Source organism: Flavobacterium microcysteis (assembly GCF_006385255.1).
In the GTDB taxonomy this organism is placed as follows: Bacteria; Bacteroidota; Bacteroidia; order Flavobacteriales; family Flavobacteriaceae; genus Flavobacterium; species Flavobacterium microcysteis.
Genome location: NZ_VFJE01000054.1, coordinates 214,582 through 231,633, shown reverse-complemented (window position 1 = coordinate 231,633; position 17,052 = coordinate 214,582). Strand labels below are relative to the sequence as shown.

Sequence of the window (17,052 nt, the reverse complement as noted above, 5' to 3'; positions counted from 1 at the left end):
TTTCGATCCTGCTGTTAAAAGTTTAAAAATAGTCAATACTGTCTGGCTTCTGCTTAGTTTTTTGCCAGTTCATTTTATAAAGTTGGCAAAAAAGAACGGTTACAATTGATGATAAAAGCCCAAATTGTAGCTTCAAATCCGGAATTAAATTTGAAGCAAGATAAAAGTAATTCAGTTCTTATATATTTCCTTAATTTTACCAAAATTTTAAATTAAGCCGTGGGAAGTAAAAATAAGCTAAAACGATTTAAAGAGAACGCCACTTTTGGTAATGTTTTTCAGCCGACTAGAGAAGAAGTAGTGGGCGGCGAATTTCCTTTGAAAGGAAAATGGAACGCCTCTTTTTTTAAAAATGACAATCCGCTTGTTCTGGAATTAGGCTGTGGAAAAGGAGAATATTCCGTTGGATTGGCAGAAAAATATCCAAATAAAAACTTTGTAGGAATCGATATCAAAGGTGCCCGTTTCTGGCGTGGTGCAAAAACTGCCGTTGAAGAAGGTATGCACAATGTTGCTTTTGTAAGAACGCAGATTGAATTGATCGACTATGTTTTTGGAGAAAATGAAGTAGATGAAATCTGGATTACTTTTCCGGATCCGCAAATCAAATACAAGAGAACAAAACACAGGATGACCAATTCAGAATTCCTGCAACTCTATAAAAAAATATTAAAGCCGGACGGTGTCGTAAATCTGAAAACAGATAGCGAGTTTATGCACGGCTATACGCTTGGATTGCTGCATGGAGAAGGGCATGAAGTTTTGTATGCGAATCATAACGTTTACAAAAATGAAGGAAGCCCAGAGGAAGTGACAAGCATCCAGACATTTTATGAGAAACAATATTTGGAGATTAATAAGGCAATTACCTATATTAGATTTAAAATAAAATAATATGGCAATTGCAATGGCGCTGTTGTGGGGAATTTTTCTATCGGCTGTTGGAATTGCTCTTCCGGGGCTAATAAACATGACGGCTGCTAAGATTAGTGTTCGTGATGGCCGTTCGCGTGCGGTTTCTTTTGCTGTAGGTGCAACGGTTGTTGTGTTTTTTCAGACTTACATTGCGGTTGCATTTGCAAAATTCATTAACAGTAGGCCGGATATTATTTACCTGCTTCAGGAAATCGGACTGGTATTGTTTGCCTTGCTTACGATTTATTTCTTTTTTATTGCAAAAAAGCCAAAACTAAAAGAAGAAGATAGCAAAATCAGGACAAAAACTGGGAGGTTTTTTCTTGGAATGCTGTTGTCCGCATTAAATTTTTTTCCGATACCCTATTATGTTTTTGTGAGCATTACTCTGGCGAATAATGGCTATCTACAATTCACACCTACCTTGATTTGGATGTTTGTTATGGGAGTTGTGGTGGGTTCTTTTTCAATTTTTTATCTGTATATCGTTTTCTTCAAGAAAATTGAGCATAAGACAAATTGGATGATGGAAAACATGAATTACTTTTTAGGATCGGTTACAGGATTGGTGGCAATTATCAACCTGATTAAGATTTTTAGGAATTAAATTTTCCAGAGATGAAAGAAGAAAATTTTTTCCAGAGAGTTTATGAAGTCGCAAAGCAAATTCCTTACGGCAGAGTTACTTCTTATGGAGCGATTGCAAAGTATTTGGCTTCTTCCGGATCAGCGAGAATGGTGGGCTGGGCAATGAATGCATCGCATAACAATGATGATATTCCAGCACATAGAGTAGTAAACCGTGTTGGTCTTTTATCAGGAAAGCACCATTTTGACGGTACAAACCTAATGCAGCAACTTTTGGAGAATGAAGGTATTGAAGTTATAGACAATCAAGTTGTGGATTTTGAGAAACATTTCTGGGATCCGGCAATTGAATTAAGATAATAAAAAAGGCGGGGAAATTCCCCGCCTTTTTTATTTTAAGCTTCATCATTATTCTGAAGCAAGAATTTATACGCAAATCCGGCAAGAATAGCGCCCAGAATAGGAGCAGCCCAAAACAGCCATAGTTGTGAAATATATTCACCTCCAACAAAGAGTGCCTGAGAAGTTGATCTTGCAGGGTTTACAGAAGTATTCGTTATTGGAATACTGATAAGGTGAATCAAGGTCAGTCCAAGTCCGATTGCAACTCCGGCAAATTTTCCGTTTGCAAATCTATCTGTCGCACCAAGAATTATAATCAGGAAGAAAAAGGTCAGGAGTAGTTCTGCTATGAAAGCCGCTTCTAAGGAATAGCCTTCAGGAGATAAAGTTCCAAAACCATTTGCTGCAAAAGCTCCGGCCTTTGTTGGGTCAATTGCAAAACCTTCTTTTCCGGAAGCAATCAGATATAAGACTGCTGCCGCTGCGATTCCTCCAACAACTTGTGAAAGAATATACGGAATCAGATCTTTTCCTGGAAATCTTCCGCCGGCCCAAAGTCCAAAAGAAACAGCCGGATTAAAATGCCCTCCGGATATATGTCCAACAGCATAAGCCATTGTCAGTACTGTAAGTCCGAAAGCCAATGCGACTCCGGCAAAACCAATTCCCAGGTTAGGAATTCCAGCAGCATACAAAGCGCTTCCGCAACCTCCAAAAACCAACCAAAATGTTCCAAAAAACTCAGCAAATAATTTTTTCATAGTTGTAAATTATTAAGTTAATTAACACAAATTTAGGATAAAAAACAAGTTATTGTTAATTATGGTGAGTTTTTTGATAAAATTGTCGTAATAATTCTACAATAGGCAAATGGTAAAGCTGGTTCGCCCATTTTCAGTACTGTGACTGAGATAGCCACCATGAGCTTCGATTATGTTTTTTGATAAGGTAAGCCCAATGCCTGCTCCTTCTATGCGGGTGGTAAAAAAAGGCAGGAAGATTTTTTCTTCTATGGCAGGATCTACACCCATTCCGGAATCGGATATGGTAATAAAAGTCCGTGCGTTTTTTTCTTCACAAATGATTTCAATTTCTTTTTCATTTCTGTCTTCAAGAGCATAAATACTATTGGTCAGCAAATTAATCAGAACTTGTTCGATTTGAAGTTTATCGGCCTTTATTCGTCTGTTTGATTCAATCGTATTTTTTACGCTAATGTTTCCTTTCTTAAAAAGTGGAGCCATGACCTGTAAAGTGTTTTCAAGCAAAGGTTCTAAATCTATTGTTTCTTTGTTTGGCGTAGGTAGCATGGCGAGTTTGCGATAACTTTCTACAAAATTTTGCAAATGGTCGCTTCTGTGGATGATGGTCGTAACGCTTTGCCTGATATCTTCCAGATCTTCTTTTGACAGATCTTCCTGCTGCATCAGTTCGTTCAGATTTTGTGTAAGTGATCGGATAGGCGTGATTGAGTTCATCAATTCGTGTGAGATGACTTTCATCAGGTTGATCCAGGCTTCTTTTTCTTTTTTCTCAATTACCTTTTGTATGGAATCAAGCAATATGATATAATACTCTCTGTCGAAGGTTTTTGTTTTGGAGGCCTGAAGAATGAAGGTCTGCGAAGCCTGTTTGTTTATGCTAATCTGTAATGATGTTTTTATTTCCTGAAAATCTCTTTCTTCAATGATCGTACAAAGCGAAGGCAATTGGTTTTTCAAATAATGCCATTTTGAAACTTTTGGCACCTGAAAATGATTTGAGAAATAATCGTTCATCAAAAAAATGCCCCAGTCTTCGTTTTCTTTTTCTAAAATCAATACGCCTGTTTCTATATTGTTCAAGATGGAACGATAAACCAGATCCTTAGAAACGTGCTCGTTTTGTTTTACCTTCAGGCTGTCATATAGCTTGAAAAGCGTTTTGTAATTCTCGAAGGAAGCATGCTTTGAAAAATCGGCAGAAAAATCATTGTTTAATATAGCTTGTATGGTTTTGTCGTAGAACAAAAACATGTTTTTTATTGCTGAAAACAATTCCAGCATAAGAAGAAATACGATAAAAAACAGGAAGACAGCAGTATAAAAAAGTCCTTTCTGAAATAAGAAAAAACAAATGATGATGCCTGCCAGAATAATGCAGAATCGCAATAATAATACGGTATTTCTATTCGTTGCCATTTGGATTATCTATTTTATATTTTTCCATTCTTCTGTAGAGTGCGGCCCTTGAAAGACCCAATTCATCGGCAGATTTGCTGATATTGAAATTGTTCTTTTGCAGGACTTTTTCAATAGCAGATTTTTCAACATCGGAAAGTTGCACATCATCATTACCTTCTATTATGGAAATTGTATCCAAATCAAGATCGGAAATGGTAATCGTATTGTTTTCGCACAAAATAACGGCTCGTTCAATGCGATTCTCCATTTCACGGACATTTCCGTTCCAGGAATGTTTTTCCATTTGAGCCAAGGCATGGTTGTCGAAAACAATTTCTCCACGATCATATTTTTCAATCGTCCTATCAAGTAGGAATTTTGCTAATGGAACAATATCGTCTTTTTGCTCTCGAACCGGCGGTAGTGTGATTTCCATGGTATTGATTCTGTAGTAAAGATCCTCCCTGAAATTCTTTTGGCTCACTTCCTGTTTGAGATCCATGTTGGTAGCCGTGATTATTCGAACATCCAATTGTCTGGGTTTAGCTTCACCCAAACGTGTCACCGATTTGTTTTGTATAACCTGTAATAATTTTGCCTGCAATTGTAGCGGAACATTTCCAATTTCATCTAAAAAGATAGTTCCCTTTTGAGCCAGTTCGAATCTTCCGGGCGTATCATTCTTGGCATCCGTAAAAGCGCCTTTGGCATAACCAAAAAGTTCGCTTTCAAAAATATTGTCGTTTAAGGAACCCAAATCTACGTGAACAAACGGATGGGTATTTCGATTGGATTTTTGGTGGATATGATTTGCCAATACATATTTTCCGGTTCCATTTTCTCCAAGAATCAAAACGTTGGCATCTGTTTTTGCTACTTTTTCTGCCAGAGAATAGGCTTTTTGTATGTTGGAAGAACTCCCAATAAAGAAAGAATCTTTCTTAGGTGCTTTCGCTATTTTCTTCTTTTCTTTTCGGTTTTCTTCAACAGCGGCTTTTACAACTTCCAACAACTTTTCATTGTCCCAAGGTTTCAGTATATAATCAAAAGCACCAGCCTTAAGGCCTTCAACAGCCGTTTCTACTTTCCCAAAAGCGGTCATTAAGATTACTGTAGTTTGTGGTGAAAAAGTCTTGATTTCTTTTAAAAGATAAATTCCTTCTCTTCCGTCTTCAAAACCTATTCTGTAGTTCATGTCTAAAAGAACAACGTCAATTTGATTTTGAGAAAGCGTATCAAGTATATTTTTAGGGTTATTCAACGTATAAATTGTCTCAAAATGCTTTTTAAGGAACATTTTGGAAGCAAATAAAATATCTTCCTGGTCATCAATTACTAAAATTGTGGCTTGCGTTTTTTTCATCGACTGTTCGTTTTTGGACAAATAGTGTTCATTATCGGACACCTGGGATTTTGGTTAAAAATGAAAAGCCTTGTACTATAAGGTCTTTGTAATTTTTAAAATCGTGGCACAAAATTGTTATATAGTTTCACAAATAATTTAATTATGGACACTATCGTTCCTCGTAAAAGTAGAAAAAATAAATACCTGTTAATTGGTTTGCCTCTTTTTTTATTGGCGGCTTATGTTGTGTTTTCCTCTGTAACTAAAAAAAGAGGTTTGGATGTCAAGAAAGGTGAAATCACTATTAAAACAGTTGAGAATGCCTATTTTGAAGATTTCATTGTTTTTCAGGCAAAAGTAGAACCTTTGAATTCGATGTTGTTGAATGTTATCGAAGGTGGTTCAATTCAGGAAATTTTTGTTGGCAATGGTGACTTTGTACAAAAAGGACAGCCTTTAGCACGATTGTATAATCCAAACACGGAACTGGGTTATATGACACAAGAAACGTCCATGATTGAACAGATTAACAACCTAAATAAGGTAAAGCTGGACTTGAGAAATCAAGAACTAAACCTTGCCAAAGATTTGGTTGCAATAGAGCACGATTATCTGGATGCCAAAAGCTTGTATGAATTGAATGAGAAATTGTTCAAAGAGCAGATTCTTTCTAAAAACGAATGGGAAAAGACACAGGAAAATTTCAGGTTTCAAAAAGAACGAAAAAACATAATTCAGCAAAGCATCCAAAAAGAAAAACAGGCTAACCAAATTCAGATTGCTCAGATTAACCAATCACAGGCAATCATGCAGAAAAGCTTGAGTATTTTGAGAAATAACAAAAAGAACTTTTTGGTTACGGCACCACTTGCGGGTAGATTGTCCTCTTTTGAGCCTGTTTTGGGTAAAAACTACGTTGCAGGAGAAAGCATCGGAAAAATTGATGTGATGAAAGGATATAAGCTGCTGGCAGATGTAGATGAGTTTTATCTTGAAAAAGTTTCCCAAGGTCAAAAAGGAGAAATTGAATACAAAGGAGAAATGATTCCGGTAACAGTTTCAAAAGTAATTCCGGAAGTAAAAAACGGCAGATTTCAGGTGGAACTTAATTTTATGAGCACAGAAAAACTCGACCTTAGACAAGGCTTGAGTTTTGGAGTAAGGCTGATGCTTTCTGAAAAATCAAAAAGTATCGTGCTCCCTAAAGGAAGCTTTTATGAAGATACTTCAGGCAAATGGATTTTTATTGTTGAGGGAGATAAAGCAGTCCGCAAAGAAATTAGTTTGGGTAGAGAAAATCCTTTATATTATGAGGTTTTAGGTGGACTGAAAGCAGGAGACAAAGCAGTGACTTCATCCTATAAAGATTATAAAGAAATTGAAATTTTAAACTTTAAATAATTATGCAGCGATTTTTAATAGTATTAGCATTTTTAATCCTGAGCTTTTTTCAGCTCTATGCCCAAAAAGCAGAATTGGTCACTAATAAGTATATCAAAGCTTATGGCACACATTTTACCGAGCCTGTCAAAGATAAAAAATGGGCAAATGAAAATGGTAGCACTTTTACAAAAGCAAAATACTCCGAATATGAAGGCGAAACTTTTGTAAAAATTACCACTTCAAAAGAGGTCAACACTTTGCTGAAGTATGCTATCAAAGTAAAAAAAGGAACATTAGAAATGATTGTAGTAGATAGCCAAAATGAAGTGTTATTTCAGAAATCATTTTCTAAGGACGAAAAAGGCGAAACAGAAGTAGTGTTTCAGGAAAATCAGGAATACAAAATTAAATTTATTGGACAACAGACTGCGGGATCGTATTTCTGCCAATGGATAGAAAAATAAATCATCAGTTTCAATCATCAATCAAAAAACGAACAATCAAAAAAATCAACATCATGATCAAAATTCAAAACCTTTCAAAAGTATTTAGAACAGAAGAAGTAGAAACCAAAGCGCTTAATGAAATTTCATTAGAAGTAAAGCAGGGCGAATTTGTAACCATTATGGGTGCTTCCGGCTGTGGGAAATCAACATTACTCAACATTATCGGACTTTTAGACGATGTTACTTCTGGTAGCTATCAATTATTGGGTAACGAAATCCGTGGACTAAAAGAAAGCGAAAAATCAAAAATAAGGAAACAGAATATTGGTTTTGTCTTCCAGAATTTTAACCTGATTGACGAACTTTCTGTTTATGACAATATCGAATTACCTCTGATTTATAACAATGTAAGTGCTTCTGAAAGAAAGAAAAAAGTGGAAGCAATGGCAGAACGTCTTGCAATTTCTCACCGATTAAGACATTTTCCACAACAGCTTTCAGGAGGACAGCAACAAAGAGTTGCGGTAGCAAGAGCATTAATCAATGATCCTAAAATCATTTTGGCCGATGAGCCTACGGGTAACCTGGACAGTAAGAACGGAAATGAAGTGATGGAGCTTTTGACAGATTTGCATGCTAATGGAGCTACAATTTTGATGGTTACCCACTCTGACTATGATGCTTCCTTTTCTCAAAAAACCATACTGATGAAAGACGGTATTGTTCTTTCTGAAAAACTGAATAGCAGAAATGTGAACGTTTTGGCATAAGGCAGCATAAGAATTACAAATCTCAAAAAGTAAATCGTATGTTTTCAAACTGGCTAAAAATATTTTTGTACCAAATCCGAAAGAACAAGCTGTTTACAGTCTTGAATATCTTGGGATTGAGTATAGGTATTGCGGGATTGGTATTTTCCATTTTATATTGGAATGATGAACAATCGTATAACGCATGGAATCCTGAAAATGAAAATGTGTTTCAGGTGGTCAATGATCAGCCAAGGTCAGGATTTCTGGCCTATAATGTGATGCCTTTAGGGGCTCGCTTAAAAGAAGTCTCACCGGAAGTAGAGGAATATTGTAACTTTTATCCGGCTTACAGCGGAGCACTTGTTGAATATGCAGATAAAAAAGAACTGGTATCAAAAGTGTTAAAATCTGAAGGAAGCTTTTTCTCTTTTTTCCCTTTTGAATTTATCAGATCAAATGCAAAAACGGCTCTTAAAGAAAAAAATAATGCGGCAATTTCAGAAGAAACAGCCCGGAAATTATTTGATGATGAAGATCCTATAGGCAAATCCATAAAAGTAGGCGAAACCAATTGCGTCGTTGGTGGTGTGTATAGAATTTCGGGGAAATCTTCGGTAGAACCGGCAATTGTAATCCGTGAAGAATTTGAAGAAAATATCAAAAAGAATGCAGAGAATTGGGGATCTCATACTGCTTTTTTAGTGGTCAAATTAAAGAATCCTGCAAATAAAGAAACGGTTGAAAAACAGATTCATCAGATTTATGTTGACAAACAAGCAACAAAAGAGGCTAAAGAAAAAGGAATTTCTACGGAAGCCTATATCAAAAATTACGGACTGGACATCCCATATTTGGAGCAGTTAAAAACAGCAAGACTGCATTCAAAAGTAAACAACGGCTATCAGGAAGGAAGCGGTAATTATCAGTTTCTTCTGATCATGCTCGGACTTTCTGTATTGATTTTAGTCCTTTCAATTGTAAACTATATAAATCTAGCAACGGCAAATGCAATAAAGCGTGCCAAGGAAGTTGGTGTCCGTAAAATTATCGGGGCTGCAAAAAGACAGATTGTTGGGCAGTTTTTATTTGAAACAGTAATCACCACTTCCTTTTCAATTCTTTTTGCTCTGGTAATAGTAGAATTGCTGCTGCCGTATTATAATGAATTCTTGTCGAAGAATATGATTCTGAGTAGCGGTCAGTTTTATATCCAGCTAATTGCAGTTTTTCTTCTAACGGTTATAGCCGCAGGAGTTTTTCCGGCACTCTATATTGCCAATTTTGATGTGCTAAAGGTGCTAAAAGGAAATTACAGCCGAAGCAAACGAGGTACCTGGCTTAGAAACGGAATGTTGATTTTTCAATTTGCGATTGCTTCATTTTTTATCATAGGTTCCTACATTGTTTATCAGCAGGTAAATTTTATGATGGACAAAGATCTTGGATTTAACGGCAATCAGGTAATCGATATTCCTTTTAACGAAGCGAAAAATCCGGCTGATTATGAAATGATCCGCAATGAATTGCTCAGAATAAAAGGAGTAGAAGAAGTTTCGTCCGGGAATTTTTCCTTTGGAGGTGGAGGTTATTTTACCACAGTTTTTGGGTATAAAGGAAAAGATATTGAAGTAGAAAATATGTCAATGGAATTTGGTCTGTTTGATCTGATGGGAATCCAAATGGCAGAAGGAAGAAAGCTTTCTGAAAAATTTGCGTCAGATACGATTAATTCTGTAATTATCAATAAAACGACTGCTGCTTTGATGGGTGAAAAAGACCCGATAGGAAAAGAATTTGATTTTAGAGATGACGGCGACAAGCCGGGTATCAGAAGATTGAAAGTTGTGGGCGTTGTTGAGGACTTTAATTCCTATGGCCCACAAAGAGAAATTCCTCCAATGCTTTTTTACCATTTGAAAACGGTTTCTGAAAGCAGCTATTTGAGTAGGATTTATGTAAAGATTTCTCCTGAAAATATGGAGCAGACAATTTCTGATATAGAAAAATTCTGGTCAACAAAACTAGATACAAGATATCCTTTCCGATACGATTTTGTTGATAAGAGCTTTGCAAGAACATATCAAGGTTATATCAGCCAGAGAAATTTGTTTTCACTATTGAATTTTGTTGTTATCCTGATTGCTCTTTTCGGACTGTTTGCGTTGGCTTCTTATTCCATTCAAAACCGAATGAAGGAAATTGCTATCAGGAAAGTTCTGGGAGCAGAAACCAAAACACTGCTTGCAACACTTTCAAAACAATATGTAGTGTTCTGTATCATTGGTTTTGTTATTGCCTTGGTTCCGGCCTACCTGCTATTGAACAAATGGCTGGAGAATTTTGCTTATCGAATTGATATTTCTCCAATCCCATTCATCACAGGTCTTTTCTTTTTGATGGCACTGACACTAGCTGTAGTGATTTCAAAAGCGTATCAGGCCACAAGGGTGAATGTCTTGAACTATTTAAAATACGAATAAACCCTAATGGGTTAACTAATTAAAAAAGATACTATGCTGAAGAATTGGCTAAAAATATTTTTATATCAGATTAAAAACAACAAGATTTTTACGGCTCTAAATATCTTGGGGTTGAGTATGGGAATTGCAGGATTGGTTTTTGCCATCCTCTACTGGAATGATGAACATTCGTATAATGAATGGAATCCTGATAAGGAAAGAATATTTCTTTCGATTTCCGATCTTGGTGAAAACATGCTTTGGGCAACCAATCTGGCAGGTTATGAGCCTTATCTTAAAGACTATGAAGAGCTGGAATCTTACTGCTATTTTGATGCGGATTATGAGGAAGATATGGTGAGCTACAAGAGAAAAAAGGAAACTTTGAAAATCACAGATGCTCAGAAAACTTTTTTCGAATTTTTCCCATTTGAATTTATAAAAGGAAGCGCAAAAAATGCTCTGGCTGATAATAACAGTATGGCATTATCAGAAGCAGCAGCCCAAAAATTATTCGGGGATGAAGATCCAATAGGAAGAGAAGTTACCTATTCCGAAAAAAAGTATGTTGTAAGAGCACTCTATAAAGTTCCAGGCAAATCTTCTATGGCGCCAGAGGTTGTTATTAGCACAATTGATAGAAGATTGGAAGAAGATAGGACACAATGGGGAAATTTTAATTATGGGTTGATGCTTAAATTAAAAAATCCGGAACAGACGGGGTCGGTAAAATCGAAATTAGAAAGATTAATGCATGAAAACAGAGAGCTGAAATGGGCAAGAGAAGAAGGGATTACACCAGAACAATGGAGGAAGAAAAATAGCGAGGGGCAAGTCTCTAAAATTATTTTAGAACCATTGACAGCGGCAAGATTGCATTCTGTGACGTCAAATTATGGAGAAGGAAGAGGAAGCTATCAATTCTTGTTGATAATGATGGGACTATCTCTTTTGATTTTGACACTTTCTATCGTAAATTATGTAAATCTAGCCACTGCAAATGCTATAAAAAGAGCAAAAGAAGTAGGGGTTCGAAAAATAATGGGTGCCTCAAGAGGGAATATTGTCAAACAATTTATTTTCGAGACGGCTGTGATGACAGGTTTTGCTATCCTGATTTCATTGGTAATTGTAGAACTTTCATTGCCTTATTATAATGAGTTTTTGAGAAAGGACCTGATTATTCATAGCGGACAGTTCTATCTTCAGATTGTGCTGATATTTGGTCTGGTGGTTTTGCTTGCTGGTATCTTTCCAGCCATATATGTGTCAAACTTCGAAACTTTGAAAGTACTGAAAGGCAATTTTGGCAGAAGCAAAAACGGAATCTGGCTTAGAAACGGCATGTTAATCCTGCAATTTGCTATTGCCTCTTTCTTTATTGTTGGGTCGTATATCGTTTACGAACAGGTTTCCTATATGAGCTCTAAAGATTTAGGTTTCAAAGGAGATCAGGTCGTTCAGGTTAATTATAGAAATCCGTATGATTTTAAAGAAAAAGGCTATCTGGAAAAAATAGTACTGCGCTATGAGACTATTCGTCAAGAGTTACTAAAGATTAAAGGAGTAAAGCAAGTCTCAATCGGGTCTTTTGACTTTGGGGGTGGCGCTCAGGCTTCTTCAGGTTATGAATATAATAAGAAAGCTATCCAAGGAAGAAATATGGCAATAGATTTCGATTTGCTAAGCATGATGAATATAAAACTGGCAAAAGGCAGAGACCTTTCTCCTTCGCTTTCAACAGATACGATGCAAAATATTCTGATTAATGAGGCCGCTTTACGTCTGATGAACGAAAAAGATCCGATAGGTAAAGAAATCAACTGGAATGACAAAAAACTAAAAATTGTGGGTGTTGCTAAAGATTTTCATGTTAGTGGCCCTCAGGAAGAAATTCCTCCAATGACCATTTTCCACTATAAAACTATTCCGTGGATGATTCAGAATGCGCATCAGATTTTTATAAAAATAGATGCAGAATATATGGAAAGTGCGATGAAGGAAATAGAAAATTTCTGGATTAAGAAAGTAGATACAGAATATCCGTTCAAATATGATTTTGTAAATAAGAGTTATGCAAGATCGTATCAAGCCTATGTGAACCAGAGAAATTTATTTTCATTGCTAAACTTGGCTGTGATTTTTATAGCACTTTCCGGTTTGTTTGCCTTGGCTTCTTATTCCATCCAACGCAGGATGAAAGAAATAGCCATCCGAAAAACTTTGGGTGCAGAAACGAAAACGCTGTTAAAAGAACTTTCCAAGCAATATGTGGTTTTCTGCATTGCCGGTTTCCTCATTGCCCTGTTCCCTGTTTATTTTCTGCTAAACAAATGGCTGGAGAATTTTGCCTACCGCATCGATATTTCGATTGTTCCGTTTGTCGTAGGCTTTTTAGCGCTTTTGTTGCTGATGCTAATTGTAGTTTTATCAAGAGCCTATCAAGCTACACGAGTTAATGTATTGAAATATCTGAAATATGAATAAGAAATTAATTTTGAGCTTGCTCCTAATTACTTCGAGCATTTTTGTTAATGGCCAAGAAAACTCCTGGTCATTGCAAAAGTGTTTCGCTACAGCTTTGCAAAATAATATTGATATAAAAATCAAACAGCTCGAAATCAATAGAGCCAAAAAGCTGTACACCCATCCGCTTTTGGAATTATTTCCAACGGTGAATCTGACGGGAAATCATAGCTATAACTTTGGTTCAACCATTGACCCAAGTACAAACAACAGGGTGAGCTCAGATATCCAATATGACAATATGAGCTTGGGAGCCAATATGAGTCTTTTAAATTTCGGAAACCTCGCTGTTGCTCAAAGAGACAAGATCAACATTGAACTGGCTCAAGCAGACAAAGAAGTTATAGAGTATGAATACAAGCTGCAACTGCTGGAAAAATATTTTGATGTCTTATTCTCACAGGAATTGGTCAAAATCCAAAAAGAGCAAATTCAAAATACAACCTTTAACTTAGACCGAATCAAGAAAGAAGTGGAAATTGGGAATAAGCCTGAAAGTGATTTGTATGATATCAAGCTAAGTTTTTCACAAGACGAAAAACGTTTGCTTGAAGCACAACAATTATTTGAAACGCAAAAATTACAGCTTTTTCAGTTGATGAACTTTCCGGTAGAAAACCTTGAAACTATAACCTTTGAAGCATATCTGGCAGAAGAAACACAGCCTACGAACGAGCCACTTTTGAAAAACCCAAAAATAGAATATGCTGAACTGTCGTACAAAAGCTCCAAAAAAGAAATTTCAATCTTAAGATCGGATAATCTTCCTTCCCTTACAGGATATTACAGCCTTTCGACATTTTATTCTTCGCCAATTAATCAACCTAACGATAATTTGCCAAGCTTCAAATCCCAATTTGATGACAATAAAAATCATGAAGTAGGACTAAGGCTTAATGTTCCGGTATTTAACGGATTCAAAAGAAACAGGCAGATTACAGCATCAAAAATTGAAGCTGAAAAAGTCAAATTGGTTTCAGAGCAGGAAAAAATCAAGATACAGCAACAGGTTGAATTGGAAACTACCCGGAAAAAACAATATGTCCAACTGACTTCAAACTTGCAGAATACGCTGCTATATGCCAAAGAATCATTTAGGACTACGCAGGCAAAATTTACCAGCGGGAAAGTGGATGCCGTGATTTACACTTCCGTAAAAAACCAATTGCTGTCTTCTGAATATGATTTTTTAAAGAATAATCTACTGGTACAGTATGCTTCTCTGAAGATTAACCTGATTCAAAAAAACGAATTGTAATCGCTTTTTAAAGCAATAATCGGCATAGTCCAAATTCGTCTATCTAACCATAAACTTTTTCAATCTATTAACTTTACATTACAAAGTTTTCATGCTATCTTTGCAATTTAAAATCAGTCTAATTTAAAGGCTTGAAAAAGAGAGCTATACAAAAATGAAAATAGATAGGAAAGAAGTTCTTAAAGCATTGGAAACTATTACCATTGCTGGGGAAGGTAAAAATATGGTAGAAAGTGGAGCAGTTCAGAATGTACTTACTTTTGGAGACGAAGTAGTAGTAGAACTTACGCTTACAACACCAGCACTACATATTAAAAAACGTGCGGAAGCTGACGTTATCAAAACAATACACGAAAACATTTCAGCAGAAGCCAAAGTAAAAGTCAACATCAAGGTTGAAACTCCTGAAAAAACCGAGATCAAAGGAAAGTCTATTCCGGGAATCAAAAATATTATCGCTGTAGCTTCCGGTAAAGGAGGCGTTGGTAAATCAACTGTTACCGCAAACCTGGCAGTAACATTAGCAAAAATGGGTTTTAACGTAGGTGTATTGGATGCGGATATTTATGGTCCGTCAATGCCGATTATGTTTGACGTAGAATCTGAAAAACCAATTTCAGTTACTGTTGACGGAAAATCTAAAATGAAACCAATCGAAAGCTATGAAGTTAAAATTCTTTCGATCGGGTTTTTCACTGCACCAAGCCAGGCTGTAATCTGGAGAGGACCTATGGCATCAAAAGCACTGAACCAGATGATTTTTGATGCAGATTGGGGAGAATTGGATTTTATGCTAATCGATTTGCCACCGGGAACAGGTGATATTCACTTGTCAATAGTTCAATCATTGCCAATCACAGGAGCTGTTGTAGTGAGCACTCCACAGGCTGTAGCATTAGCTGATGCGAAAAAAGGAGTGGCTATGTTCCAGTCAGATTCAATCAATGTTCCAGTCTTGGGAATTGTTGAAAACATGGCTTATTTTACACCTGAAGAATTACCTGAAAATAAATATTATATCTTTGGAAAAGAAGGGGCTAAAAATCTTGCACAAGATTTAGAAGTTCCATTCTTGGGCGAAGTTCCAATCGTACAGTCAATCCGTGAAGCGGGAGATTATGGTCGCCCAGCTGCTTTACAGACTGCTTCTCCATTAGAAAAAGTTTTTGAAGATATTGCGAGAAACGTAGTTCAGGAAACTGTATACAGAAATGAAAACCTGCCGCCTTCAGAAGCCGTAAAAATTACGACAATGGCTGGATGCTCAGCAGTAAAAAAATAAGATTATTAGATTACGCAAAGGTTATTATTAGCCAATTCAAAATCTAAAAATCTAAAGTTTGTCCAAAAAACAACATTATGACAACAGAAGAAATCAAATTAAACGTAGAGAAGGCATTGGATGAAATCCGTCCATTTCTTGAATCAGACGGAGGAAATATTTCGCTTATCGAAATTGAAGACGACAAACATGTCAAAGTCCGTCTTGAAGGTGCCTGCGTAGGTTGCAGCGTCAATCAAATGACGTTGAAAGCCGGCGTTGAAACTACCATAAAAAAATATGCGCCACAGATTGAGACTGTGGTTAATGTAGCTTAAAAATAAGCTTGCATCAGGCAACATTGTTGCCTGATTTTTTTGCTGTAATCTTATTAGATTGCTCAGTTGTCCTGCGTTTTTGGGACAAAAATGTTTTCGTAATAGCGCTTAAGCTTGCGATGACATGATATTTATCATACAAAATCACTCTTGGTTTCCTGAATTTTGTATCAGAAACTTAGAACCCTCAGAATTTTTTTAAAATGATTGAAACAGATATACTAATAATCGGTGCCGGGCCAACAGGTCTGTTTACCGTTTTTGAAGCAGGACTGCTAAAACTAAAATGCCATATCATTGATGCCTTGCCTCAGCCGGGCGGACAGCTGTCAGAACTTTACCCTAAAAAACCTATTTTCGATATTCCAGGATATCCATCTGTATTGGCAGGTGATCTTGTTGATAATCTTATGGAACAAATCAAACAGTTTCAACCAGGATTTACATTGAATGAAAAGGCGGAAACTATTGAAAAGCAAGAGGATGGAAGTTTTATTGTAACTACAGATAAAGGAACTGCACATCATTGCAAAGCTGTTGCAATTGCAGGTGGTTTAGGAAGCTTTGAGCCAAGAAAACCGCTGATTGAAGATATTGAATTCTATGAAGATAAAGGAGTTGAATATTTCGTGAAAGACCCGGAATTGTTCAGAGATAAAAGAATAGTAATTGCCGGCGGAGGAGACTCTGCTTTGGATTGGAGTATTTTTCTTTCTAATGTGGCTTCAGAAGTAACACTTATCCATAGAAGAAATGAATTCCGTGGAGCATTGGATTCTGTAGAAAAAGTGCAGGAACTGAAACATGCTGGAAAAATTCGTTTGATAACTCCTGCAGAAGTTACAGGATTAAATGGAGCTGAACATTTGGAATCGATTGATATCGACGAAAACGGAGCGCATAGAAATATCAAGACGGACTATTTTATTCCACTTTTTGGATTATCACCTAAATTAGGAGCGATAGCCAACTGGGGACTTGAAATTGAAAAAAATGCAATCAAAGTAGATAACTCATTGGATTATCAGACCAATATTGAAGGGATTTATGCCATTGGTGATGTCAATACCTATCCTGGCAAATTAAAGCTGATTCTTTGCGGTTTCCATGAAGCTACATTGATGTGCCAGAGCGTTTACAATAAATTAAATCCGGGTAAAAAATACGTATTGAAATATACAACTGTTTCAGGTGTAGACGGATTTGACGGAACAAGAAAAGAAGCTGAAAAAGCAGTCGTTAAATCGATAGATTAATCAGGCTGAATTACCATATAC

Annotated in this window: 15 protein-coding genes; 12 read left to right on the top strand and 3 right to left on the bottom strand. The window is 36.4% G+C overall.

Annotation, left to right across the window (positions count from 1 at the left end):
• Positions 1-219 precede the first annotated feature (219 nt).
• The 3 genes from trmB to FJA49_RS10005 are packed head-to-tail and all read left to right on the top strand — an operon-like array spanning position 220 to position 1,863.
• The gene (gene trmB / locus FJA49_RS10015; protein WP_140000839.1) at positions 220-894 is read left to right on the top strand and encodes a tRNA (guanosine(46)-N7)-methyltransferase TrmB; all 675 of its coding nucleotides are present in this window, start codon (positions 220-222) and stop codon (positions 892-894) included.
• 1 nt (position 895) lies between these two features.
• On the top strand, positions 896-1,522 hold the full coding sequence (locus FJA49_RS10010) for a LysE family transporter (protein ID WP_140000838.1): 627 nt from the start codon (positions 896-898) through the stop codon (positions 1,520-1,522).
• Positions 1,523-1,533: 11 nt separating this feature from the next.
• The gene (locus tag FJA49_RS10005) at positions 1,534-1,863 is read left to right on the top strand and encodes an MGMT family protein (RefSeq protein ID WP_140000837.1); all 330 of its coding nucleotides are present in this window, start codon (positions 1,534-1,536) and stop codon (positions 1,861-1,863) included.
• A 35-nt stretch (positions 1,864-1,898) separates the two neighbouring features.
• On the opposite strand, the gene aqpZ is transcribed toward FJA49_RS10005, so the two are convergent.
• The 3 genes from aqpZ to FJA49_RS09990 all read right to left on the bottom strand — a co-directional run bounded on the left by aqpZ (position 1,899) and on the right by FJA49_RS09990 (position 5,370).
• Positions 1,899-2,606 (bottom strand): aquaporin Z, encoded by a 708-nt coding sequence (gene aqpZ / locus FJA49_RS10000; protein WP_140000836.1) that lies wholly within the window; start codon positions 2,604-2,606, stop codon positions 1,899-1,901.
• 96 nt (positions 2,607-2,702) lie between these two features.
• Positions 2,703-4,025, bottom strand: coding sequence for a sensor histidine kinase (locus FJA49_RS09995; protein ID WP_140000835.1), 1,323 nt, complete (start codon positions 4,023-4,025; stop codon positions 2,703-2,705).
• Entirely contained in the window at positions 4,012-5,370 is a 1,359-nt protein-coding gene (locus FJA49_RS09990) for a sigma-54-dependent transcriptional regulator (protein WP_140000834.1), read from the bottom strand. The genes FJA49_RS09995 and FJA49_RS09990 overlap by 14 nt, the downstream gene beginning before the upstream one ends.
• A gap of 144 nt (positions 5,371-5,514) precedes the next feature.
• Between FJA49_RS09990 and FJA49_RS09985 the strand changes: the two genes are divergently transcribed.
• From FJA49_RS09985 to FJA49_RS09945, 9 genes are all read left to right on the top strand, one after another.
• A complete protein-coding gene (locus tag FJA49_RS09985) occupies positions 5,515-6,753 on the top strand; it encodes an efflux RND transporter periplasmic adaptor subunit (RefSeq protein WP_140000833.1) in 1,239 nt (412 codons plus the stop codon).
• Between the two features lie 2 nt (positions 6,754-6,755).
• Positions 6,756-7,199, top strand: a complete 444-nt coding sequence (locus tag FJA49_RS09980; RefSeq protein ID WP_140000832.1) for a hypothetical protein — start codon at positions 6,756-6,758, stop codon at positions 7,197-7,199.
• Between the two features lie 53 nt (positions 7,200-7,252).
• Entirely contained in the window at positions 7,253-7,951 is a 699-nt protein-coding gene (locus tag FJA49_RS09975) for an ABC transporter ATP-binding protein (protein ID WP_140000831.1), read from the top strand.
• A 38-nt stretch (positions 7,952-7,989) separates the two neighbouring features.
• The gene (locus FJA49_RS09970) at positions 7,990-10,413 is read left to right on the top strand and encodes an ABC transporter permease (protein ID WP_140000830.1); all 2,424 of its coding nucleotides are present in this window, start codon (positions 7,990-7,992) and stop codon (positions 10,411-10,413) included.
• A 33-nt stretch (positions 10,414-10,446) separates the two neighbouring features.
• Entirely contained in the window at positions 10,447-12,879 is a 2,433-nt protein-coding gene (locus FJA49_RS09965; RefSeq protein ID WP_140000829.1) for an ABC transporter permease, read from the top strand.
• The gene (locus FJA49_RS09960; RefSeq protein ID WP_140000828.1) at positions 12,872-14,176 is read left to right on the top strand and encodes a TolC family protein; all 1,305 of its coding nucleotides are present in this window, start codon (positions 12,872-12,874) and stop codon (positions 14,174-14,176) included. The genes FJA49_RS09965 and FJA49_RS09960 overlap by 8 nt, the downstream gene beginning before the upstream one ends.
• A gap of 154 nt (positions 14,177-14,330) precedes the next feature.
• Positions 14,331-15,458, top strand: a complete 1,128-nt coding sequence (locus tag FJA49_RS09955) for an Mrp/NBP35 family ATP-binding protein (RefSeq protein WP_140000827.1) — start codon at positions 14,331-14,333, stop codon at positions 15,456-15,458.
• Positions 15,459-15,535: 77 nt separating this feature from the next.
• Entirely contained in the window at positions 15,536-15,775 is a 240-nt protein-coding gene (locus FJA49_RS09950; protein ID WP_056071984.1) for a NifU family protein, read from the top strand.
• A 203-nt stretch (positions 15,776-15,978) separates the two neighbouring features.
• Complete coding sequence (locus tag FJA49_RS09945; RefSeq protein WP_140000826.1) at positions 15,979-17,031, top strand: NAD(P)/FAD-dependent oxidoreductase; 1,053 nt, start codon at positions 15,979-15,981, stop codon at positions 17,029-17,031.
• Positions 17,032-17,052: the final 21 nt, after the last annotated feature.

Coding starts and splice junctions, on each gene's coding strand:
- FJA49_RS10010 (WP_140000838.1), top strand. CDS start 896: ATGGCAATTGCAATGGCGCTGTTGTGGGGAATTTTTCTATCGGCTGTT.
- FJA49_RS10005 (WP_140000837.1), top strand. CDS start 1,534: ATGAAAGAAGAAAATTTTTTCCAGAGAGTTTATGAAGTCGCAAAGCAA.
- aqpZ (WP_140000836.1), bottom strand. CDS start 2,606: ATGAAAAAATTATTTGCTGAGTTTTTTGGAACATTTTGGTTGGTTTTT.
- FJA49_RS09995 (WP_140000835.1), bottom strand. CDS start 4,025: ATGGCAACGAATAGAAATACCGTATTATTATTGCGATTCTGCATTATT.
- FJA49_RS09990 (WP_140000834.1), bottom strand. CDS start 5,370: ATGAAAAAAACGCAAGCCACAATTTTAGTAATTGATGACCAGGAAGAT.
- FJA49_RS09985 (WP_140000833.1), top strand. CDS start 5,515: ATGGACACTATCGTTCCTCGTAAAAGTAGAAAAAATAAATACCTGTTA.
- FJA49_RS09980 (WP_140000832.1), top strand. CDS start 6,756: ATGCAGCGATTTTTAATAGTATTAGCATTTTTAATCCTGAGCTTTTTT.
- FJA49_RS09975 (WP_140000831.1), top strand. CDS start 7,253: ATGATCAAAATTCAAAACCTTTCAAAAGTATTTAGAACAGAAGAAGTA.
- FJA49_RS09970 (WP_140000830.1), top strand. CDS start 7,990: ATGTTTTCAAACTGGCTAAAAATATTTTTGTACCAAATCCGAAAGAAC.
- FJA49_RS09965 (WP_140000829.1), top strand. CDS start 10,447: ATGCTGAAGAATTGGCTAAAAATATTTTTATATCAGATTAAAAACAAC.
- FJA49_RS09960 (WP_140000828.1), top strand. CDS start 12,872: ATGAATAAGAAATTAATTTTGAGCTTGCTCCTAATTACTTCGAGCATT.
- FJA49_RS09955 (WP_140000827.1), top strand. CDS start 14,331: ATGAAAATAGATAGGAAAGAAGTTCTTAAAGCATTGGAAACTATTACC.
- FJA49_RS09950 (WP_056071984.1), top strand. CDS start 15,536: ATGACAACAGAAGAAATCAAATTAAACGTAGAGAAGGCATTGGATGAA.
- FJA49_RS09945 (WP_140000826.1), top strand. CDS start 15,979: ATGATTGAAACAGATATACTAATAATCGGTGCCGGGCCAACAGGTCTG.